This window comes from Kribbella sp. NBC_00359 (assembly GCF_036097425.1).
Classification (GTDB): domain Bacteria; phylum Actinomycetota; class Actinomycetes; order Propionibacteriales; family Kribbellaceae; genus Kribbella.
Window position 1 is genome coordinate 7,156,782 of the sequence record NZ_CP107975.1, and the last position, 22,046, is coordinate 7,178,827.

The window sequence follows — 22,046 nt, forward strand, 5'->3', positions numbered from 1 at the left end:
GCAGGGACACTGGGGTCGTGCGTGGGGATCCGTCGGTGCTGCATGTCGATCTGGACGCGTTCTTCGCGGCCGTCGAGCAGCGGGACAAGCCGTCGCTGCGGGGCAAGCCCGTCGTGGTCGGCGGCGTCGGCGTCCGCGGTGTCGTATCGACCGCGTCGTACGAGGCCCGCAAATACGGCGTCCGGTCCGCGATGTCGACCGCGGAGGCGCGGTCCCGGTGCCCGCACGCGGCGTACCTCGGGCCGCGGTTCGAGGTGTACCGGCAGTCCAGCCGAGCGGTGATGGCGGAGATGCGCGCGCTGTCGCCGCTGGTCGAGCCGCTGTCGCTGGACGAGGCGTTCATCGACCTGGCCGCTTCCGGGCTGACCGGGCTCACGGTCGACGACGTGCAGGCGATCGCGAACGATCTCAAGGCGGCGATCCGGAAGGTCAGCGGCGGCCTGACCGCGTCGGTCGGCGCGGGCACGTCGAAGCTGATCGCGAAGATCGCCAGCGATCTCGACAAGCCGGACGGTGTGGTCGTCGTGCCGGCCGGGACAGAGGCCGAGTTCCTCGCGCCGATGCAGGTCACCGTGATTCCCGGTGTCGGTCCGGCCACCGCCCAGCGGCTGAGCATGGCCGGCGTCCGCACGGTCGCCGACCTGCAGCAGCTCGACGAGGAGGAGCTGATCCGCCAGGTCGGCTCCGCGCACGGCTCGAGCCTGTACCGGCTCGCGACCGCGGCCGACGACCGCCCGGTGGTGAGCGACCGGGAGACCAAGTCGGTCAGTGTCGAGGACACCTTCGAGACCGACATCATCGACCGCTCGCTGCTGGCCGCGATCGGCGACCGGATGGCCCACCGCGTCTCCGAGCGCCTGCAGAAGGCGCAGCTCTCCGGCCGGACCGTCACGGTGAAGACCCGCATGCACGACTTCACCACCCATACCCGCTCGTCCACGCTGGCCGGCCCGACCGACGACGCCCGCGTGATCGCCCGGGTCGCCCGCCGGCTGCTCGACGACAGCGAGATCGGCGGCGGCATCCGGCTGCTCGGTGTCGGTGTGTCGTCCCTCGCCGACTGGATCCAGGACGACCTCTTCACCGAGAGCGAGTACGCCGAGGCCCCGGTCGAGGTGGTCGAGTTACCGGAGCGCTCGCGCGACCAGATCGGGTTCTACCCGGGCCAGGACGTCGCCCATCCCGACTACGGCCACGGCTGGGTGTGGGGCTCCGGACGCGGCCGCGTCACGGTCCGCTTCGAGACCGCGGACACCCCGCCGGGGCCGGTGCGGACGTTCGCCACCGACGACCCGGCCCTGTCAAAGGTCACCATCGGGTTGCAAGAGGAAGACGACGAACCCGAAAGCGACCAGAATAGGTCGAGTGAATGAGGAACGGCGGGGGGTTTACCCGTTCTGTGGCGCGTGCGCGTCGTCGTCGATCGCCTGGCGCGCGGCCGTGACGGCCGGCCCGATGGGCAGCCGGTTCTACGGGCACCGGGACGTCTGCGAGAGCTGCGGGTCCTCGGTACGCACGCTCTACAGCACGATCCTGTGGGTCCCGGTGTCGAAGGTCGCCCGGTACCGGATCATCCCGACCGGCGGCCGTAGCTACATCGGCCGGAAGGTGATCGACCGGCCGGTCCGGACCGTCGTACGGCGTGAGCCGGTGTCGGCGCTCGCGGATCACCCGGAGCTCGACGGCGATCCGGCGTACCAGCAGGCCGAGGCGTATTGGCACGAGCGCGAGCCCGGGCAGGCGTTGCCCTTCTATCAATCCGCATTGGTCGAGCGGGAGAAGGTGCTCGCGGCGGACGACCCAGCGACACTACGGGTCCGGCTGCGAGTGGCGCAGGGACTGCTGGCGACCGGGAACTACGGACGGGCGATCGCGTGGTTCGAGCTCGTGACACCGCAACTGGTGGATGTGTTCGGGCCAAACCACGATCTGACCCGGACAGCGACCGAGGCCGTCACCGGAGCCCGCCTGATGATCGGCGGACCGCACTCCGAGGCGGAACTCCTGCAGGACATCGTTGCCGTCGACACGCTGGACCTGGATCAGCACGACCCGCAACTGCTCCGCGACCGCGCCGCCCTCGGGCGAGCACTCCTCTCCGGTGGGGAGATCGCGGCGTCGATCGAGATGCTGGCGCACGCGGTCGGTGGCGCCGCTGCCGCACTCGGCCCGAACCATCCGGATACCTCGGTTTATCGCACAGCACTGATGGAGGCGTGCGACGTCGCCAAGGCGCGCGGCAAGAAGCGGGACCTGCAGGCGGCGGAGGCGGCACTGCCGTTGCTCAACGCCGAAGGCGCACCGACAAGCACGTGACACAGCCCTCGAGCTTCTCGAACTCGCTGATGTCCACGACCACTGGCGTATAGCCGAGCTCCTCGAACAGTTCGGCGGACTTCGGCGCGGAGGCCGCCATCAACAGCCGGTCCTCCCCCAGCAGCACGACGTGCGACCCCGCTTCCTCGGGGACCGGACGGAAGCTGTCGAACGCCGCCTGGTCGTCGACGAGCGGCTCGTAGCCGATCACGGTCCCGTCGGGCAGCGCGGTCACCGCCGACTTCAGGTGCAGCACCTTGCGCACCGGCACCGCGCGTACGTCGGCCCCGAGCGGCGCGAGCGCGTCCCGCAACTGCCGGATGCCTTCGTCGTTGGTCCGCCCGCCGAGTCCGGCGTACACAGTCGGGCCGATCTTCAGGATGTCGCCGCCGTCGAGCGTCCCCGGACCGGTGATGTGCGTGATGCGGTAGCCCTGACCTGCGACCGTCTGCTTCGCCGTGGTCGCCTCCGGCCGGCGCTCGTCGGCTCCGGATCGCGCGATCACCGCGAGGTCGCCGTACACGACCATGGTGTCCTCGATGAACACACCGTCGGGGCATTCGTCGATCGCCGGCACCTCGACCGTCGTCCACCCGGTCGCCTCGAGCGCGTCGACGTACCCCTGCCATTGCCGTACGGCGAGCTCGGCGTCGACCGGGGTCCGTTCGATGTGCGTGACGAGTCCGTCGGCGAGCCGCGGGCTGGGGCGTCGGACCAGGGCAGTCGGCATGGCTGCAGGGTAACCGGGTACCGGAGGGCTCGACGAAGGGAGGAACGGATGCCGAAGATCCTGCCCGCGACGGGTGGCGACGTGGTCGAGATCATCCTGGCGGACCACCGGTGGTTCGAAGAGGCGCTGCGCGAACTGCGCGACGTCCAGAGCGACCGGGAGGCTGTGCTCGCCGATCTGGCGACCGTGCTGATCGCGCATGCGGAGGCCGAGGAGGCGAAGGTCTACCCGGCGCTGCGGAAGAAGGATGCGATCGACGCGGAGGAGGTCGAGCACTCCGAGCACGAGCACGACGAGGGCAACGAGGCGCTGCTCGACCTGATGGAGATCGACGACACGGACAGCGAGGAGTTCAGCAAGCAGCTCCACGAGTTGTCCGAGGCGCTGACCCACCACCTCGACGAGGAGGAGCGCGACGTCCTCAACCCGGCGCGGACGGATGTCTCCGAGGAGGTACGGCGCAACCTGGGCGACGCGTTCGCCGAGGAGCGGGCGCGACTGATCGACTCCGGCTGCGGCGACATCGCCAACGTGCGCAAGATCGTCGCCCGGGCGAAGTGAGCGGCAGCCCGGCCACAGTGAGGGTTCCGGTGTGGCCGGGCTGCACTACCTGGTCTCCGGCGTCCTGCTCTCACAACGTGATGGTCAGGCCCTCGTCCGCCGCGATGACCTCGCCGTCGAACTCCTGCTGCGCCTCGGCCACCGAGACCGACCGGTCCGAGCCCGGCCAGAAATGCGTCAACAGCAGCCGGCGCGCGCCGCGCGCACCACGACCGGCCTCGGCAGCCGTCATCAGATAGCGCGGCGTCGTGTCCGGCGACGGACCTTGCAGGGTCGCGTCGGAGATGAACAGGTCCGTTCCTTCGGCCAGCTTCCGGAGGTCAGGGGACGGACCGCTGTCGCCGGTGTAGGCGACCGACACGCCCGGCGCGGACAACCGGACGCCGAAGTTGGTCTTGTAGTGCGGCAACTCGATGGTCTCGACGGTGAACGGCCCGAGTTGCTCGGAGGACGCGAGGTCGTGAAACTCGAAGACGCTGGCCGGATCCGGAATGGGCTCGAGGGCTCGCAGTACGTCGAGGACGCCCGGAGTGCAGTGCAGCGGGATCGGCGGTGCGTCGGGTGCCTCGTAGTACCTGACCCGGGCGAGCGCGCTCACGTCGACGCAGTGGTCGGGATGCTGATGCGTGACCACGACCGCGTCGACCTCGCCCTTCGGACGGTGCTCGAGGAGTCGCGGGAGGGCGGCGTACCCGAGGTCGAGGACCACGCGGAAGCCGTCGTACTCGAGCAGGAAGCCGGCGCAGGCACGGCCGGCCTCGGGCCACGCGCCGCACGAGCCGAGGACGGTGAGCGACCTCACCGGACGGCGAACGGCTGGTCGGTCGGCACGATCTCCTTGCCGAGCGGGACCAGCGAGATCGGGATCAGCTTGAAGTTCGCCACACCGAGCGGGATGCCGATGATCGTCAGGCACAGCGCGATGCCGGTGGTGAGGTGTCCGAGCGCCAGCCACCAGCCGGCGAAGACGATCCAGATCACGTTGCCGAGCAGCGCGCCCGCGCCGGCGCCCGGCTTGTCGACCATCGTCCGGCCGAACGGCCACAGCGTGTACCCGGCGATCCGGAACGCCGCGATGCCGAACGGGATCGTGATGATCAGCACGCAGCAGATGATGCCGGCGATCGCGTAACCGACCGCCAGCCAGAATCCGGCCAGCACCAGCCAGATCAGATTGAGAAGCGTCCTCATATCCCCCAGCCTGCCACCTGGCGGGTGTGTTCCCGTACCAATCGGGCACAAGTCCGGGATCGCTCCGGGGCAGCCCTGACCATCTTCACGGTCTCGTGAACGGCGATCCCGGTCAGTAATCGTCCGTGCTGAGGGTGGCAAAGGTCATTCCCGCTGCGACGAGACGGTTGCGCAGGGCCGGGCCCATGGCCGCCGCTGTCGTGGTCTGGCCGGCCGTCGGCGGCAGGTCGTCCAGGGCCAGGCAGAGGGCGCTCTCACCGAGCATCTTCGCGGTCTCCTCGTACCCGGGATCGCCGCCGGCGACCTCGGTGATCACCTGCTTGCCGCCACCGCGGCCGACAAAACGGACGTTGAACCAGGACTTCGCGCGGCGCTCCGAGCTCGGGCCGTCGCCGGGCTTCAGCCGGTTCAGCAACGCGTTGCGCAGCGGCGGCACCTGCGCGACCGCCACCAGGAAGCCGACGGTACCGATGCCTCCGGCAACCATCGGGAGCCGCTTCATCGCCGCGTAGTGCGAGTAGCGGAAGTCGGGGCCGTAACTGTCCAGCAGCCGCGCCGAGTAGCCGACGATCTGCGGATCGATGGTCGGCAGCGGGACGGCCCAGAACCCCTGCTGACGGTGGATCCGGCCGGTGACCGCGCCGGCCTTGCGACCGTCCGGACGAGCTTCGGCCCGGCGACGCGCGCGGTGGGCGTCGAGGTTCTGCTTCGGCCGGGAGAACGCGGTGATCGCGGTGTGGAACGTGCCGCCGGACGGCCGGCCGCCGGCCCGGAGCAGTCCGTCGACCTTGATCGGGACACGCTCGGGCAGTTGCTCGACGGTGTACTGGACGCCCAGGTCGTACGGGATCGAGTCGAAGCCGCACGCGTGGACGATCCGGGCGCCGGTCTGGACGGCGCGCTCGTGGTAGCGGACGTACATGCGGTCGACGAACTCGGGCTCACCGGTCAGGTCGAGATAGTCCGTCCCGGCCTCCACGCAGGCCGCCACCACTGGTTCGCCGTACTGGATGTAGGGACCGACCGTGGTGGCGACGACCTTGGTCGACTCGGCCAGGGCCTCGAGGGAGTCCGGGTCGGTGACGTCCGCGTGCAGGACGTCCTTGCCGAAGACCTCCAGCTTCTTCTGGTTGCGTCCGGCAACGGCCCACTTGAGGTCGGCCGGTGCGTTCCTCGCGAGGTACTCCGCGGTGAGGCCTCCGGTGAAGCCGCTCGCCCCGAGCAGCACGACGTCGTACGCGCGGCTCACTTGTTCGCGGCCTTCTCCTCGTCGGCCCTACCGCCGGCGCCCGTGGCACGGGACGACTCGGCAGCGCCGCGGGCCTGGATGTCGGCAAGCGCGGCCCGGTCGGCCTTGGGCACGCTGAAGCGCGAGCCCAGCTCGATCACGTGTGGAAGCAGCCAGCGGAACACCTTCATGGCCCCGATCCAACCAGGCACGTGCACGGTCCGCGAGCGTTTCCGGATGCCGTCGACGAACTTGTCCACGGCGAAGTCCAGCGGGTACACCTTGCTCGCCAGCGGGATGCCGGTCCGCACCTTGCCGAACACCGGGTGGTCGTCCACTCCGCGCACCATGTCGGTGTCGACGAACGTCATGTGCGCGACGCCGACCCGGACCCCGAGATGTCTCAGCTCCGGCCGCAGAGTGTCCCCCATCGCCTCCACGCCGGCCTTCGCCACGTTGTACGACGCGAGCCCGGGCATGTGCACGATCGCCGCGAGGGACGAGACCAGCAGGAGGTAGCCCTTGCTCTCCAGGAGGTACGGCAGGGTCAGATGGACGGTCCGCCAGACGCCGTACAGGTCGACGTCGAGGACGCGCTCCCACATCGTCGGGTCCATGCTCCGGCTGAAGCCGGGCGCGGCGATCCCGGCGTTCGCCATCACGACGTCGATCCGGCCGTAGCGCCCGGCCACGGCCTCCACCGCGGTACGAAGGGACTCGGTGTCGGTGACATCGGCCTCCCACCAGCCGGCGTCCGGGCCACAGTCCTCCGCGACCTTCTTCAGCTCGTCCGGCTCCAGGCCGACCAGGGCAAGCGTCGCGCCCTCGCGGGCCAGCTTCCGCGCGACCGCGGCCCCGATCCCCCGGGAGGCGCCGGTGACGAGGACGACTTGACCGGTCAACGGGCGCATCTGAACCTCCAGCTTGTTGAGTGGATACTCAACAGTAAGTGCTTGTTGACCGATTACTCAATAGACTGTCCCTATGACCCAGACCTCGTCCGCCCGGCTGCGGCCCGACGAACGGCGGGCGCAGATACTGGCGGCTGCCCGGCGCGTGCTGCTCGCGGATCCGCACCGGGAGCTGACCGTCGAGCTCGTCGCCGCCGAGGCCAGGGTCTCCCCCGCCCTGCTGTTCCACTACTTCGGCTCGAAGAAGAAATTCCAGTACGCCGTGATCGAAGAGGCGGCCGCGGAGGTCATGCTCCGCACCGCGCCGGATCCGTCCTTGCCCCCGGACGAGCGGCTGCGCTCCGGCATCCGTGCGTTCGTCCGCGCCGTTCTCGAGGCACCGCAGCTCTACCGCGCGACTCTCCTGATGTCAGCCGCCGGCGATCCCGACGTACGGGCGTTGCACTCCGAGATCCGGCAGGTCTTCGGCCGATGGGTGATCAGCGCCGTCGCCGAGCGCGGGATCGAGATCACCCCGACCGTCGAGCTCGCCTGTCACGGCTGGCAGGGGTACGTCGAGCAGACCCTGCTCACCTGGATCGACCACCCGACGATCTCCGCCGAGGCCCTCGAGCACCTCTGCGAGCACTCCCTCGACGCGATCCTCACCACGACGGCCGGCTGAGCGCGACCGCTAAGGTTCTCGGGTGCTGACGGTTGCCACGGTGAACGTGAATGGGATCAGGGCCGCGTTCCGGCGCGGCATGGGGGCGTGGCTGGAGCAGACGGATCCCGACCTGTTGCTGATGCAGGAAGTCCGGGCGACGGACGACGTACTGCGGGAGCTGCTCGGCGGGGACTGGAACATCGCGCATGCCGAGCCGTCGATCGACGGGCACAAGGGACGCGCGGGCGTCGCGGTGGCGAGCCGGCGGCCGATCAAGGACGAGCGGGGCGAGATCGGGCCGGCGCGGTTCGACGGGTGCGGGCGGTGGGTCGAGGCCGACGTGGTCCTCGATGACGGTACGACGCTGACCGCGGTGAGTACGTACGTGTTCACAGGCGAGTTCGAGACGCCGCCGCGGCAGGAGGAGAAGTACGCGTTCCTGGACGCGATCACCGCCCGGCTGACCGAACTGCGTACCGACGGGCGGCAGGTGCTGATCTGCGGCGACCTGAACATCGCCCACCGCGAGGTCGACCTGAAGGCCTGGAAGGCGAACCGGAAGAAGAGCGGCTTCCTGCCCGAGGAGCGGGCCTGGATGGACCGCTTGTTCGACGCCGGCTGGGTCGACCTCGGCCGCCGCTTCGGCGGCGAAGGCCCCGGCCCGTACTCCTGGTGGTCCTGGCGCGGCAAAGCCTTCGACAACGACGCCGGCTGGCGCATCGACTACCAGATCGTCTCCCCCGCCCTCGCCACCGCAGCCACGACCTGCGTCGTCCACCGCGCCCCGACCTACGCCGCCCGCTGGAGCGACCATGCCCCAGTCGTCGCGACGTACGACGTGTAGGTCCGACGTTCGGCCAGGTCTGACACCGGGCGCGAATACCGTGGACGACATGCCCGACTCCCAGCCTGCCTTCGTCCTGCCCACACCGGACGTGCAGCGCACGCCGCACGAGGGATTCGAGCTGTACCTCCCTGTGGCAGCCGAGCAGGCTCCGGCGGTGATCCTGGTCCACGGTGTGCCGTACACCGCGGAGGGCCGGCCAGTGCCGAGTGCGTGGCCGATCTACCAGGGATACGCGAGTCAGCTGGCCGACCTTGGCTGCGTGGCGACGGTCGTCGACCACAGTCCCGATGGACGGCCCGACGACGACCGGTCCATCGCGGCCCTGAGCGCGGCGATCTCGGCCGTCCGAGCCCATCCGCGGGTGAACGGCAACCGGGTCGGACTGTGGTTCTTCTCCGGCGGCGCGCCACTGGCTGCGACGTACCTGCAGCACCCGCCCGAGTGGCTGCGGTGTGTGGCGCTGACTTATCCGGTGCTGGGTGACTCAGACCTCGTCACGATCCGCGGCATGCATCCGATCGAGGCCGTCGCCGGCGCCGGTGGGTTGCCGATCGTGATGACCGTGGTGGGTCGGGAGCTTGCCGATGTCGCTCCCACGCAACCGCCGTTCATCGCGGCGGCGCGGGCGGCGGGAGCCGACCTGGAGGTGGTCGAGGTTCCCGAAGGTCACCACGGCTTCGACGTCCTGGACCACACCGACGAATCACGCCGGGCGGTGACCACCGCTCTGTCCACTGTGACGGCACGATTGCGCGCTTAGCCGCGGCGCGGGCGGCGGGTAGTCTCGCGGCATGTCCGAGTTGAATTCTTCCCCGAAGCCCCCGGTTGCCGCCCAGAAGCCGGTTGAGCGTCGCCATCACGGTGATGTGTTCGTCGACGAGTACGAGTGGTTGCGGGACAAGTCCGACGACGAGGTGCTGGGCCACCTGCGCGCCGAGAACTCCTACACCGAGGCCCGCACGGCGCATCTCGAATCGTTGCGTGAGGCAATCTACAAGGAGATCTCGGACCGCACCCTGCAGACCGACCTGAGCGTGCCGAACCGGCGCGGCGACTACTGGTACTACTCGCGCACGATCGAGGGCAAGCAGTACGCCCTGCACTGCCGGGTCAAGGTGGACGGCGACCAGCCGCCGGCCACCGACGGCGACATCGCCGGCGAAGAGGTGATGCTCGACGGCAACGAGGTGGCCGGCGACTCGGAGTTCTTCTCGCTCGGCACCGTCGACATCTCCCCCGACGGCCGCCTACTCGCGTACTCCGTCGACCTCAAGGGCGACGAGCGCTTCACCCTGCGGATCAAGGACCTGAGCACCGGCGAGCTGCTGCCGGACGAGCTGCCCGAGGTGCACTACGGCTCGGCCTGGTCCGCGGACAGTTCGACGATCTTCTACACCAAGGTCGACGACGCCTGGCGGCCGTACCAGGTCTGGCGGCACGCCCTCGGCAGCACCGACGAGGTCCTGGTGATGGAGGAGCCGGACGAGCGGTTCTGGGTCGGCGTCGACCTGAGCCGCAACGAGCAGGCCATCCAGATCGCCCTCGGCAGCAAGCTCACCAGCGAGGTCTGGCTGCTCGACGCCAACGACCCGGCCGGTCAGCCGGTCGTGGTCGCCCCGCGCCGCGAGGGCGTCGAGTACGACGTCGAGCACGCCGGCGACCAGCTCCTGATCACGCACAACGCGGAGGCCGCCAACTTCTCGCTGGCCACGGCTCGACTCGACTCCCCGAGCGACTGGACGACGCTGATCCAGGGTGACAAGTCCAGCCGCCTGCTCGCTACGGACGCCTTCGCCGACCACGTCGTCCTGTACCGCCGTCGCGACGCGCTCACCGAGCTGGCGATCATGCGCCGCACGCCCGGGGGCTTCGGCACTCCGGAGGTGCTCGAGTTCGACGAGCCGATCCACACCGTCTCCCCCGGACGCAACGACGAGTGGCACGAGACCCGGTACCGGTTCGGCTACACGTCGCTGGTCACGCCGGGTTCGACGTACGACGTGGATGTCGCGACCGGCGAGCGGCGGCTGCTGAAGCAGCAGCCAGTGCTCGGTGGCGTGGACCTCGGCGACTACACGCAGTACCGGGAGTGGGCGACCGCGCCGGACGGGACGAAGGTGCCGATCTCGATGGTCGCGCGCAAGGACGTCGTGAAGGACGGCAACGCGCCCGTCGTGCTCTACGGCTACGGGTCGTACGAGAGCTCGATGGATCCCTGGTTCTCGATCCCGCGGCTGTCGCTGCTGGACCGCGGTGTGGTGTTCGCGATCGCGCATGTCCGCGGCGGGGGTGAGCTGGGCCGGCATTGGTACGACGAAGGGAAGATGCTGACCAAGCGCAACACCTTCACCGACTTCATCGCGGCCGCCGAGCACCTGGTCGCGGCCGGCTGGACCCGGCCGGAGCGGATCGTCGCGCAGGGTGGCAGCGCCGGCGGCCTGCTGATGGGCGCGGTGGCGAATCTGGCGCCGAACGCGTTCGGCGGGATCGTCGCGGAGGTGCCGTTCGTGGACGCGCTGACCACGATCCTCGACCCGTCCCTGCCGTTGACCGTGATCGAGTGGGAGGAATGGGGCAATCCGCTCGAGGACAAGGCCGTCTACGAGTACATGAAGTCCTACTCGCCGTACGAGAACGTCACCGCGCAGGCGTATCCGCGCATCCTGGCGATCACCAGCCTGAACGACACCCGGGTGTTCTTCGTCGAGCCGGCGAAGTGGGTGGCGAAACTCCGGGCGACCGCGACCGGCGAGGTCGACGTGCTGCTGAAAACCGAGATGGAAGCCGGCCACGGCGGCCGCAGCGGCCGGTACGACGCCTGGCACGAGGTGGCCTTCACGCTCGCCTGGGAGCTCGACACGCTCGGCCTGGCCTGACCCGAGCGGAATTTCTCCCGCCCCCCGTGTGTTGTGCAACACATCGGGGGGCACTGGAGCGTGTGATTCTGACGAGATTCTCAGGTTCAGTGGCCGGTGTGCCACTGGACAGGCGGTAACCGAATTCCCTTGGTTGTCACGAGAATTCGGGATGCCCGGCGAAAACCTGTCCGGGCAACGGTTCCGGGAGGATCCTGGACACCGGTTTCCGGCGCGGATCGCTGCCGGGAACTCTCAGGGAACGTTCAGGCTGTTTACACACTGGTCCTGGAATCTTGAACCTCACTCGAGCGTTGCTCTCCATGTAACGACGAAGGGAGTTTCGGTGGCTCGCATGGCTCGTGTCCGCAGCACGGACGACGGTATCGACGGCAAGGACAGCGTTGGTCTCTACCTCGAAGAGATCGCGCGTACGCCCCTGCTCACCGCAGAGGAAGAAGTCGAGCTCGCTGAGACGGTCGAGGCAGGACTCCTGGCGGAGCAACTGCTGGCCGAGGGGCGGGTTGGACGCAAGAAGGGCGGAGCGCCCAAATATGCGACGGAGGACGAGCTGGAGTGGCTGGCCGAAGAGGGCCAGCGCGCGCAGCAGCGGTTCGTGACCGCGAACCTCCGGCTGGTGGTGTCGATCGCCCGCCGCTACGGACGTTCCCAGATGCCGCTGCTGGACCTGGTCCAGGAGGGCAACACGGGGCTGATCCGGGCGGTGGAGAAGTTCGACTACCGCAAGGGATTCAAGTTCTCGACGTACGCGACGTGGTGGGTGCGGCAGGCGATCACCCGCGGTATCGCGCAGCAGGCCCGCGTGGTCCGGCTGCCGGTGCACGTGGTGGAGCAGCTGAACCAGATCGGCTCGGCGCGGCGCACGCTGGAGCGCAAGCTCGGGCGCGAGCCGGAGCTCGACGAGATCGCGGCGGAGCTGGACCTGGACGTGGAGCGGGTCACGGAACTGATCCGCATCGGCCGGGACCACATCAGCCTGGACAACCCGATCGACGACGAGGGTGAGACCTCGCTGGGCGACCTGATCGCGGCCGAGACCGCGCCGGGCCCGGACCAGCTGGTTGCCGACGCGTCGGACCGCTCGGGCCTGTTCAGCCTGGTCGACCAGCTCGACCCGCGGTCGGCGGACGTGATCCGGCGCCGGTACGGCCTGCACGACGGCCGTCAGGCCAAGCTCGCCGACATCGGCGCGGTGCACGGCATCTCCGCCGAGCGCGTCCGCCAGATCGAGCGCGAGGCCCTGGGCCGCCTCCGCCTGCTGGCAGACCCGACGCTGGCCGCGTAACACCCCACCCCGAAACCCCTCGAAGAACCCCGAGCCGACCACCCGGCTCGGGGTTCTTCTCGTCTGTCAGGCGGCGGCCGTGTTCCAGCTGTCGATCAGGGGCGGGAGCTCGGACAGGCGCTGGACCGTGGCGTCGGGCGTGCCCTCGGTGTGGCCGACCTGCTCCACCGGGATCGCGCTGTGCGGGATGTGCACCGCACGCATGCCGACGTTCTGCGCGCCCCACACGTCGTCGAAGAGCCGGTCCCCGACGAACAGGCATCGCGACGGCTCCGACACCCCGACCGCCCGCATCGCGGCCAGGAACGCCTCCGGGTGCGGCTTCGTGTACGGGATCTCGCTGGTGTAGACGGCGCCGTCGAGCAGCTCGAGTACGCCGTCCCGCGCGAAGATGTCCTCGTGCCGCCGGCGCGACCAGATCGTGTTCGACAGCACGCCGACCTTCAGACCCTCGGCCCGGATCGCGCGGAGCGTGTCGATGGCGTCCGGCTCCAGCTCGGTGTGCGGGTCCCACTGCCGCTCGTACTCCGCCAGGGCGGCCGGTGTCATCACGGCGTCTGCGAGCAGGCACACCTCCTCGAAGGTGCTGCTCCGGTGCTCGTCTCGGGAGCGCCGCCAGACGGCGTTCTCCGCGGTCACGAGCCGGGCTGCCAGCTCGTCGGCCCGGGCCTCGTCGAGCAACGCCGCCACCGGGCGCCAGGCGGCCAGCAGGTCAATCGTGTGCCAGGTTGCCAGCGTGCCGCCCCAGTCGAACAGGACGGCCTCGATCTTCACGTTCGTCACGCGGATACCCTGCCAGACCCCGCCGACAGTCCTCGCCTGATTTTCAGCTGCTGAGCCGCGCGATCTCCCGGCGCCGCGACAGCCAGACCACGGCCACGGCGTAGAACGCCAGGCTGGGGATGTCCGAGAGCAGCAGCGTCCAGGGCGCGCCGCCCTGATCGTCCCAGCCGGACAGCTGACCAGTTGCCGCCGGCAACAAGAACGCGAGCAGATTGTTCAGCACGTGCAGCGCGATACCCGCCTCCAGTCCGCCGGTCCGGACGGCCAGCCAGCCGACGGTGAGCGCGAACAGGAAGATGTCGACCATCGCCCAGCCGGTGTACCCGTGCCCGGCCACGAACGCCGCGCCGCCGACCACGATCCCGGGCCACGGCGAGCGGAACACCGCCCGGACCCACCGCCCGCGGCCTTCCTTCTGGTCCGGCCCGTAGGCGCCGACCGCCTGGATCAACCACCCGCGGAAGAGGAACTCTTCCGCCGCGGACTGGAACGGCACCAGGCAGATGATCACCAGCGCCGGTACGACGAACGCACCGAAGCCGACCCAGGACCCGCCGTCGCCGGCCGTGGCCGAATCCTGACCCGGGAAGATCACGTCGACCAGCAGGCCCAGGCCGTACGACAGTGCGAGGTAGCCCAGCGCGGGCACACAGCACAACAGCATCCAGCGCCAGCGGATCCGATTCACGACGGACGCGACGCTCCAGAACGGGCGGCGCTGGACCAGCCAGGCGGTGAACATCACGAACGGCGTGAGCACGCCGAGCATCACCAGCGTGACGGCGAGGTTCTCGGTGTCACTCGGGAAGATGTTGTTGCCCTGCGGCTGGGAGAACTCGCCGGTGATCAGGCCGTGGACGATCTCCCAGCCGACCAGGACGCCCGCGGTGATGAACAGGACGCCGACGCCGAGGAAGAGGGTGCCGACGATCGGGCGCCACCACGCGTTCTTCGCCGTACGGGCGAGGCGGTGGAACGGCGTACCCGCCGGGGCCGGGACGATCCGGGGCTCGCGGTAGGCGAACTGCCCGGGGTACTGCGGCGCACCCCATTGCTGCGGGTACGGACCGGGCGGCGGGTAAGTACCTGGCGGCGGGTAAGTGCCGGGCGGTGGGTAAGTGCCTGGCGGTGGGTAAGTCCCGGGCGCGGGGTATGGACCCGGGGGCGGGTAGCCGCCTTGCGGGTGGGGCGGCGGCGGTGGGTACTGCCCCGGCTGGGAGTATGGGCCCGGTTGCGAGGGCGGCCCGGGTTGTTGCGGGTCCATGACTGGACTGTAGAAGATCAGGGCAAGCGTGAGTGGACGGAGAGCACGGTGGTGACTGATCCGACAGCTGGACCGGCCGCGTCGACACGGGCGCTGCCGCAGTCGGTCCTGATGCCGTTGACCGGTTCGGCGATCTTCCTGGTCGTGACGATCGACCCGGGCGGCGAGGCGACGGCCCGCGACCTGCTCGAGCGAATGAGCGGTCTGGTCCGCTCCGTCGGCTTCCGCGTACCCTCCGGCAGCCTGTCCTGCGTCACCAGCATCGGGTCGGACGTGTGGGACCGCTTGTTCAGCGGCCCGCGGCCGGCCGAGCTGCACCCGTTCATCGAGCTGAAGGGCCGCACGCACCACGCTGTCTCCACACCGGGCGACCTGCTCTTCCACATCCGCGCCGCCCACCAGGACCAGTGCTTCGAGCTCGCCAGCCAGATCATGAACGTCCTCGACGGCGCCGCCACGGTCGTCGACGAGGTGCACGGCTTCAAGTACTTCGAGATGCGCGACCTGCTCGGATTCGTCGACGGCACCGAGAACCCCACCGGCTCCGAGGCCCAGGACGCCGTACTGATCGGTGACGAGGACCCCGGCTTCGCGGGCGGCAGCTATGTGATCGTGCAGAAGTACCTGCACGACCTGAAGGCGTGGAACGCGCTGACCGTCGAGCAGCAGGAACGCGCGGTCGGCCGGAGCAAGCTCGAGGACATCGAGATGGCCGACGACGTCAAGCCGAGCAACGCCCACATCGCGCTGAACGTGATCGAGGACGAGGATGGCAACGAGCTGCAGATCGTGCGCGACAACATGCCGTTCGGCACCGTCGGGACCCAGGAGTTCGGCACCTACTTCATCGGGTACGCCAAGACGCCGGCGGTGACCGAGCTGATGCTGCGCCGGATGTTCATCGGCGAGCCCGAGGGCAACCACGACCGCCTGCTCGACTTCTCGACCGCGGTCACCGGCACTCTCTTCTTCACGCCACCGTCGGACTTCCTCGACGACCTCCCGCCTGCTCCCTGAGCCCGCGTCACTCCGGTCGGTGACGAAAGTCGTCTCCCGGAAAGTGTCGGCAGGATGGGCGAGACTGGGGTCATGTTGCTCACCGAGGTGGTGGAGACGTCGGCCGCGCTGGCCGGGACGCGGTCGCGCCTGAAGAAGGCCGAGTTCATCGCCGGATTGTTGTCGAAGGCCACCGAACCGGGCGACACCGAGATCGTGGTGACGTACCTGTCCGGTGAGCTCCGCCAGCGTCGGACCGGCGTGGGCTGGCGGACGCTGGCCGACGCGCCGGAGCCCGCCGCAGAGCCGTCGTTGACTGTCGAGGAGGTCGACCGGGCCTTCGCGGAGCTGGCCGAGATGGGCGGCGCGGGGGTGCAGGCCAGGCGGCGGGAGGCGGTCGACGCGCTGTTCGGCCGGGCGACCGCCGATGAGCAATGGTTCCTGCGGCAACTCGTGGGTGGTGAGCTGCGGCAGGGTGCACTGGACGGGGTGATGGCCGATGCGGTCGCGCGGGCCACCGGGATCCCGTTGGACAAGATCCGGGCTGCCACGATGCTGCGGGGTGCGGCGGCTCCGGTGGCAGTCGCCGTACTGACCGAGGGTGAGGCGGGGCTGGCGCAGTTCGGCCTGGAGGTCGGGCGGGGTGTGCAGCCGATGCTCGCGCAGTCCGCGACCAGCGTCGCCGAGGCGTTGTCCAAGACGGGTACGCCGGCCGCCCTCGAGTGGAAGCTGGACGGCATCCGGATCCAGGCGCACCGCGCCGGCGACAAGGTCGTGGTCTACACGCGGACGCTCGACGACATCACGACCCGGGTGCCTGAGGTGGTCAGCGCCGTACTCGAGCTCGATGCGCAGCAGGTCGTGCTCGACGGTGAGCTGATCGCGCTGCGGCCGGACGGGCGACCCGAGCCGTTTCAGGTGACGGGGTCGCGGACGGCGACCCGTGCGGCGACCGGACCGGAGTCGGTGCCGTTGACGCCGTACTTCTTCGACATCCTGCACCAGGACGGGGAGGATCTGCTCGGGCTCGACGGAGCCGCTCGGCATGAGCGGTTGTCGAAGCTCGTGCCCGAGGAGCGGCGGATTCCGCGGCTGGTGACCTCCGATGCGGATGCCGGGCAGTCGTTCTTCGTGGATGCGGTGCAGCGGGGCCACGAGGGCGTGATGGTGAAGTCGTTGACCGTGCCGTACGAGGCTGGCCGGCGCGGATCCGGGTGGGTGAAGGTCAAGCAGACACACACGCTCGACCTGCTCGTACTCGCGGCGGAGTGGGGGCACGGGCGCCGTACCGGATGGTTGTCCAACCTCCACCTGGGAGCGCGGGACGAGGAGACCGGCGAGTTCGTGATGCTCGGGAAGACGTTCAAGGGGCTGACGGACGAGTTGCTGCGGTGGCAGACCGAGCGGTTCCAGGAGTTGGCGGTGCGGCGCGACGAATGGGTCGTGTACCTGCGGCCGGAGGTGGTGGTCGAGATCGCCTTCGACGGCGTGCAGACCTCGCCGCGGTACCCGGCCGGGATGGCGTTGCGGTTCGCCCGCGTGCTGCGATATCGCGAGGACAAGCGACCTTCCGACGTTGATACGGTGCAAACCGTCCGGGCGATCCATGTGGGCCCCGGCGTCGAGGAGGAAGGTGCGTCCGATGGCTGAGGACCCCGATGTCGTGTCGCGACGGATCGCCCGGGAGTCGCTGGACCGCGACGACCCGACCGGCTGGTTCGAGCAGCTCTACTCGGCCGCGTCGGAAGGCGCCGCCGTCGTACCTTGGGATCGCGGTACGGCACATCCGCTGCTGATCGAGTGGATCGACGAAGCGCACCCGGACGGGGCCGGGAAGACCGCTCTGGTCGTCGGGGCCGGGACAGGCTGGGACGCGGAGCGGATCGTCGACTGCGGCTACGACACGACCGCCTTCGACATCTCCCCCACCGCGATCGAGACCGCTCACCGGAACCACCCGGACTCGAAGGCGCACTACATGACCGCCGACCTCCTTGCACCACCTGCCGACTGGCACCGCGCCTTCGACCTGGTCGTCGAGATCTACACGGTCCAAGCCCTCCCGATCCCGGTCCAGCCGGCCGCCATCACCCAGGTCACCGAACTCGTCGCCCCCGGCGGCACCCTCCTCGTCATCGCCGCCGCCCGTGCCGACGACGAGCCCGACGACGCCGTCGAAGGCCCGCCCTGGCCCCTCACCCGCGCCGCGATCGACTCCTTCACCGCCCCCGACCTCCACCTGATCGAGCTCATCCAATCCCCCAGCCCGGTAGACCCCACCATCAACCGCTGGCGAGCCGAATACCTCCGCGACTAACCCACCTCACCTGCAGGCTGGAGGTCACGCCGGTGAAGCTGTCGCGGGCGGATTCGCCGGCCTGGCCGCTTGCTGTTGACCGACTCGATCCGAAACCGGGTTGACAGCCGACGGGCCGACCGTTCCGATGGGGCTCGTGAGTCCCCGCAAGGTCTACGCCGATCAGGCCGACATCGACACGACGCTCGTCCGCGAGCTGGTGGCCGCTCAGTTCCCGCAGTGGGCCGCGTTGCCGCTGGACCCGGTCGACTCCGGTGGATTGGTGAACGCGATCTACCGCCTCGGTTCCGACCTGTCCGTACGGCTGCCGCTCCGGCCCTCGATCAACGACATAGTGCAACGGGAGCAGGCGAAACTCGCCGCACTCGCGCCGTTCCTGCCTGTGGCCATCCCCTCTGTCGAGGCGATCGGCTCACCCACCGACGCGTTCCCGGGCGAGTGGTCCGTCCACCGCTGGCTCCGCGGTACGCACCCCTCCCCCGACGCGCTCGCCGACCCACGCCGGCTGGCGACGGACCTCGCGGCGTTCGTCGACGCGTTCCGGCGGATCGACCTGCCAGACCGGCCGCCGGCGTATCCGGGCGAGCGCCGGACGCGCGCTCCGATGGTCTCGATGGACTCCTCGACGCGGAAGGCGATCGGCGAGCTGGATGGCCTGATCGACACTCGCGCAGCGCTGGTGTCGTGGGAGGAGTCGCTCGCAGCGCCGTACGACGGGCGCGAGGTGTGGGTGCACTCTGACCTGACGCCGAGCAACATGCTCGTGTCGGCGGAGGGCCGGCTGACCGCGGTGCTCGACTTCGAGACGTGCGGTGTCGGCGATCCGGCGTGCGACCTGTTCCCCGTGTGGTATCTGCTGCCCGCGAGCGTCCGCGACGAGTTCCGTGCGGCGCTGGACGTGGACGACGCGACGTGGCTCCGCGGACGCGGGCGCGTGCTGTCACAGGCCCTGATCGTGTTGGCGTTACACAAGGACACCAACCCCGCGCTGGCGAACGGTGCGCGGCACGCCATCGGCGAGGTGCTCACAGCTCCTCAATGAGGTCTCTGAGCTGGCGATCGACCACCCGTCACCGATGTCTTGATACAGAACAGTCACCCATGTCCTGAGACATCGCAAGAGGGGTGATCCGGCCCTCGAACGCAGGGGAACATATGTTCGATAATGCTGTAGACTGGGCGCATGGCGGGGCAAGGCGTGGTGGGGCCGACGGCGTTGCGGATGATGCTGGGCAGTCATCTGCGGCGGCTGCGGGAGCGCGCCGGGGTGAGCCGGACGGACGCCGGCTGGGCGATCCGGGGGTCGGAGTCGAAGATCAGCCGGCTGGAGCTCGGGCGGGTCGGCTTCAAGGAGCGCGACGTCGAGGACCTGCTCAGCCTGTACGGCGTGACCGATGCGCGCGAGCGGGATCGCCTGCTCCAGCTGGCGCGCGAGGCGAACGATCGCGGCTGGTGGCATCGGTACGGCGATGTCACGCCGGACTGGTTCGACGCCTATCTCGGGCTGGAGGCGGCTGCTGAGCTGATCCGGACGTACGAGATCCAGTTCGTGCCGGGGCTGCTGCAGACCGCTGACTACGCGCGGGCGGTGGCACGGTTGACGCCGGGCAACGCACGAGCCGACGACGAGGTGGAGCGCATCGTCGCCCTCCGCACCAGGCGGCAACGCGCACTGGACCGCGAGCCGCCGCTCAAGCTCTGGGCCGTGATCGAGGAGTCCGTACTGCACCGGCCGATCGGCGGTCCCGACGTCCTCCGGAACCAGCTCGACGCGCTCAGCGAGGCCGTCGCCCACCCCAACGTCACGCTGCAAATCATCCCGCTGGACAGCGCTGGCCACGCCGCCACCGGAGGAGCCTTCACCCTCCTTCGCTTCCCCCAGCACGACCTCCCCGACATCGTCTACCTAGAGCACCTCACCAGCGCCCTCTACCTCGACAAGCGCGACGACGTGGAGACCTACACCCAAGCCCTGGACCTGCTAGCCGCCACCAGCCCCCCACCCCACCAAACCGCCGCCCTCCTAACCACCCTCCGCAACCAACTCCCCTAACCCTCACCGCACGTCCCAGGAAGCGCGCACGCGCACATCCACCGGCCGCTGGCGTCGGTGGTGCTGCAGGCCCGCTGCCCGAAGGTGCACGCGGGTCGGTGGTGCTCCACGCGTGCTTCCCCTGGGTTTATGGCTGAGCGCGCGGGCGGGGCGGCTCTGGTGACGGCGGTCACGCGCGGGGCGCGCCCGGGAGCGCGCTGCCCGAAGGAGCTCGCGCGGCGGCGCAGCGCCAGCAACACCTCGCTGGGCGTGGCACTCGGGTTGGCGGGGTTAGTCGTCTGGGGTTAGGAGGTTTTGGGCTGGGTTGATGCTTGACAGTTCTGGGTGGTTGGCGTCGAAGGCTGGGCTGTCGGAGCGGATTCGGGGCAGGCGGTCGAAGTTGTGGCGTGGGGGTGGGCAACTGGTGGCCCACTCCAGCGACCGGCCCCAGCCCCACGGGTCATCGACGCCCACGAGCGGGTTCCGCCGGGATTTATAGACGTTGTAGAAGAACGGCAGCGTCGACAGCCCGAGGATGAAGGCGCCGACGCTGGACACCTGGTTCAGCGTGGTGAAGCCCTCGTGCGCGCCGTACGACGCGTAGCGCCGCGGCATGCCCTCGACACCGAGCCAGTGCTGCACCAGGAACGTGGTGTGGAAGCCGATGAACAGCAGCCAGAAGTGCACCTTACCGAGGCGTTCGTCGAGCATCCGCCCGGTCATCTTCGGCCACCAGAAGTAGAACCCGGCGAACATCGCGAACACCACGGTGCCGAACACGACGTAATGGAAGTGCGCGACCACGAAGTACGAGTCGTTCAACTGGTAGTCGAGCACGGGCGAGGCCAGGATGATCCCGGTCAGACCGCCCAGCAGGAACGTCACCAGGAAGCCGAGCGACCACAGCATCGGCGTGTCCAGCGACACTGACCCGCCCCACATCGTGCCTATCCAGTTGAAGAACTTCACCCCGGTGGGGACCGCGATCAAGAACGTCATGAACGAGAAGAACGGCAGATTCACGCCACCGGTCACGAACATGTGGTGGGCCCACACCGCGATCGACAGCGCGCCGATCGCCATCGTCGCCGCGACCAGGCCGATGTAGCCGAAGACCGGCTTGCGGCTGAACACCGGCAGGACCTCGGTGATGATGCCGAAGAACGGCAGCGCGATGATGTACACCTCGGGATGCCCGAAGAACCAGAACAGGTGCTGCCACAACAACGCACCACCGTTCGCCGCATCGAACACATGCGCCCCTAGCCGCCGATCCGCCTCCAGCATCAGCAGGGCCGCGGCCAGGATCGGGAACGCGATCAGCACCAGGATCGACGTGACCAGGATGTTCCAGCAGAAGATCGGCATCCGGAACATCGTCATACCGGGCGCCCGCATCGTGATGATCGTGGTGACGAAGTTGACGCCACCGAGGATGGTGCCGAGACCGGCCATCCACAGGCCCATGACCCACAGGTCGCCACCGACATTCGGCGAGCGCACAGCGTTCGAGAGCGGCGAGTACGCCGTCCAGCCGAAGTCGGCCGCGCCGCCCGGAGTCAGGAACGAGGCCAGCGTGATCAACCCGCCGAACAGGAACAGCCAGTAACTGAACATGTTCAGCCGCGGGAACGCCACGTCCGGCGCACCGATCTGCACCGGCATGATCACGTTCGCGAACCCGACGAACAACGGGGTCGCGAACAGCAGCAGCATGATCGTGCCGTGCATGGTGAAGAGCTGGTTGTAGACCTCTTCGTTCACGATCTGCAGACCCGGCTCGGCGAGCTCGGCGCGGATGATCAGCGCCATGATTCCGCCGACGAGGAAGAACGCGAACGACGTGATCAGGTACAACTGGCCGATCACCTTGTGATCGGTCGTCGACAGCAACCGTCCGATCACCACCCCGAGCGGCCGCCGAGCCGGCCCGACGGCGACCGGACCGGTGCGTTCAGTTACCCCGGTGTGTTCGCTGACACTCGCCATGCGTCCTCCCGTGGACGATCCCGCCTGCGCGGAACCCACATTCCTCCGATTACACACCCGAACCGGCGTCGCAG

Annotated in this window: 21 protein-coding genes; 13 read left to right on the forward strand and 8 right to left on the reverse strand. The window is 69.1% G+C overall.

Annotated elements, in window-relative coordinates; genetic code table 11:
* The first annotated feature begins 17 nt into the window (after positions 1 to 17).
* Both OG876_RS34755 and OG876_RS34760 read left to right on the forward strand, forming a co-directional pair.
* On the forward strand, positions 18 to 1,373 hold the full coding sequence (locus tag OG876_RS34755; protein WP_328520930.1) for a DNA polymerase IV: 1,356 nt from the start codon (positions 18 to 20) through the stop codon (positions 1,371 to 1,373).
* Positions 1,366 to 2,316, forward strand: coding sequence for a tetratricopeptide repeat protein (locus OG876_RS34760; RefSeq protein WP_328520931.1), 951 nt, complete (start codon positions 1,366 to 1,368; stop codon positions 2,314 to 2,316). Before OG876_RS34755 ends, OG876_RS34760 begins: the two co-directional genes overlap by 8 nt.
* On the opposite strand, the gene ddaH is transcribed toward OG876_RS34760, so the two are convergent.
* Positions 2,285 to 3,046: a dimethylargininase gene (ddaH, locus tag OG876_RS34765; RefSeq protein WP_328520932.1), complete on the reverse strand. Its 762-nt coding sequence runs from the start codon at positions 3,044 to 3,046 to the stop codon at positions 2,285 to 2,287. The two genes, OG876_RS34760 and ddaH, sit on opposite strands and share 32 nt — an antisense overlap.
* Positions 3,047 to 3,094: 48 nt before the next feature.
* Here ddaH and OG876_RS34770 point away from each other — a divergent pair, with 48 nt between their 5' ends.
* Positions 3,095 to 3,607: a hemerythrin domain-containing protein gene (locus tag OG876_RS34770; RefSeq protein ID WP_328520933.1), complete on the forward strand. Its 513-nt coding sequence runs from the start codon at positions 3,095 to 3,097 to the stop codon at positions 3,605 to 3,607.
* 70 nt (positions 3,608 to 3,677) lie between these two features.
* On the opposite strand, the gene OG876_RS34775 is transcribed toward OG876_RS34770, so the two are convergent.
* The 4 genes from OG876_RS34775 to OG876_RS34790 form a co-directional block, all read right to left on the reverse strand.
* Entirely contained in the window at positions 3,678 to 4,409 is a 732-nt protein-coding gene (locus tag OG876_RS34775) for an MBL fold metallo-hydrolase (protein ID WP_328520934.1), read from the reverse strand.
* On the reverse strand, positions 4,406 to 4,798 hold the full coding sequence (locus tag OG876_RS34780; protein ID WP_328520935.1) for a YccF domain-containing protein: 393 nt from the start codon (positions 4,796 to 4,798) through the stop codon (positions 4,406 to 4,408). The genes OG876_RS34775 and OG876_RS34780 overlap by 4 nt, the downstream gene beginning before the upstream one ends.
* A gap of 112 nt (positions 4,799 to 4,910) precedes the next feature.
* Positions 4,911 to 6,047 carry a saccharopine dehydrogenase family protein gene (locus tag OG876_RS34785; RefSeq protein ID WP_328520936.1) on the reverse strand — a complete coding sequence of 379 codons (1,137 nt, stop codon included), beginning with the start codon at positions 6,045 to 6,047 and terminating at the stop codon, positions 4,911 to 4,913.
* Entirely contained in the window at positions 6,044 to 6,937 is an 894-nt protein-coding gene (locus OG876_RS34790; protein ID WP_328520937.1) for an SDR family oxidoreductase, read from the reverse strand. Before OG876_RS34790 ends, OG876_RS34785 begins: the two co-directional genes overlap by 4 nt.
* A 73-nt stretch (positions 6,938 to 7,010) precedes the next feature.
* On the opposite strand from OG876_RS34790, the gene OG876_RS34795 reads away from it, so the two are divergent.
* The 5 genes from OG876_RS34795 (at position 7,011) to OG876_RS34815 (ending at position 12,591) form a co-directional block, all read left to right on the forward strand.
* A complete protein-coding gene (locus OG876_RS34795; protein WP_328520938.1) occupies positions 7,011 to 7,601 on the forward strand; it encodes a TetR/AcrR family transcriptional regulator in 591 nt (196 codons plus the stop codon).
* Between the two features lie 22 nt (positions 7,602 to 7,623).
* Positions 7,624 to 8,427, forward strand: a complete 804-nt coding sequence (locus OG876_RS34800) for an exodeoxyribonuclease III (RefSeq protein WP_328520939.1) — start codon at positions 7,624 to 7,626, stop codon at positions 8,425 to 8,427.
* A gap of 49 nt (positions 8,428 to 8,476) precedes the next feature.
* Positions 8,477 to 9,190, forward strand: a complete 714-nt coding sequence (locus OG876_RS34805) for an alpha/beta hydrolase family protein (RefSeq protein WP_328520940.1) — start codon at positions 8,477 to 8,479, stop codon at positions 9,188 to 9,190.
* 31 nt (positions 9,191 to 9,221) lie between these two features.
* Positions 9,222 to 11,306, forward strand: coding sequence for a S9 family peptidase (locus OG876_RS34810; protein WP_328520941.1), 2,085 nt, complete (start codon positions 9,222 to 9,224; stop codon positions 11,304 to 11,306).
* Positions 11,307 to 11,631: 325 nt separating this feature from the next.
* On the forward strand, positions 11,632 to 12,591 hold the full coding sequence (locus tag OG876_RS34815; RefSeq protein WP_328520942.1) for a sigma-70 family RNA polymerase sigma factor: 960 nt from the start codon (positions 11,632 to 11,634) through the stop codon (positions 12,589 to 12,591).
* Between the two features lie 66 nt (positions 12,592 to 12,657).
* Here OG876_RS34815 and OG876_RS34820 read toward each other — a convergent pair whose 3' ends face one another.
* On the reverse strand, positions 12,658 to 13,374 hold the full coding sequence (locus tag OG876_RS34820; RefSeq protein ID WP_328520943.1) for an HAD family hydrolase: 717 nt from the start codon (positions 13,372 to 13,374) through the stop codon (positions 12,658 to 12,660).
* 43 nt (positions 13,375 to 13,417) lie between these two features.
* Positions 13,418 to 14,638 carry a CPBP family intramembrane glutamic endopeptidase gene (locus OG876_RS34825; RefSeq protein ID WP_328520944.1) on the reverse strand — a complete coding sequence of 407 codons (1,221 nt, stop codon included), beginning with the start codon at positions 14,636 to 14,638 and terminating at the stop codon, positions 13,418 to 13,420.
* 51 nt (positions 14,639 to 14,689) lie between these two features.
* On the opposite strand from OG876_RS34825, the gene OG876_RS34830 reads away from it, so the two are divergent.
* From OG876_RS34830 to OG876_RS34850, 5 genes are all read left to right on the forward strand, one after another.
* On the forward strand, positions 14,690 to 15,655 hold the full coding sequence (locus OG876_RS34830) for a Dyp-type peroxidase (RefSeq protein WP_328520945.1): 966 nt from the start codon (positions 14,690 to 14,692) through the stop codon (positions 15,653 to 15,655).
* A gap of 72 nt (positions 15,656 to 15,727) precedes the next feature.
* A complete protein-coding gene (locus OG876_RS34835) occupies positions 15,728 to 17,284 on the forward strand; it encodes an ATP-dependent DNA ligase (RefSeq protein WP_328520946.1) in 1,557 nt (518 codons plus the stop codon).
* Complete coding sequence (locus tag OG876_RS34840) at positions 17,277 to 17,951, forward strand: class I SAM-dependent methyltransferase (protein WP_328520947.1); 675 nt, start codon at positions 17,277 to 17,279, stop codon at positions 17,949 to 17,951. Before OG876_RS34835 ends, OG876_RS34840 begins: the two co-directional genes overlap by 8 nt.
* A gap of 127 nt (positions 17,952 to 18,078) precedes the next feature.
* Complete coding sequence (locus OG876_RS34845) at positions 18,079 to 18,993, forward strand: aminoglycoside phosphotransferase family protein (RefSeq protein WP_328520948.1); 915 nt, start codon at positions 18,079 to 18,081, stop codon at positions 18,991 to 18,993.
* A 141-nt stretch (positions 18,994 to 19,134) separates the two neighbouring features.
* Entirely contained in the window at positions 19,135 to 20,004 is an 870-nt protein-coding gene (locus tag OG876_RS34850) for a helix-turn-helix domain-containing protein (protein ID WP_328520949.1), read from the forward strand.
* 270 nt (positions 20,005 to 20,274) lie between these two features.
* Here OG876_RS34850 and ctaD read toward each other — a convergent pair whose 3' ends face one another.
* The gene (gene ctaD, locus OG876_RS34855) at positions 20,275 to 21,972 is read right to left on the reverse strand and encodes an aa3-type cytochrome oxidase subunit I (RefSeq protein ID WP_328520950.1); all 1,698 of its coding nucleotides are present in this window, start codon (positions 21,970 to 21,972) and stop codon (positions 20,275 to 20,277) included.
* Positions 21,973 to 22,046: the final 74 nt, after the last annotated feature.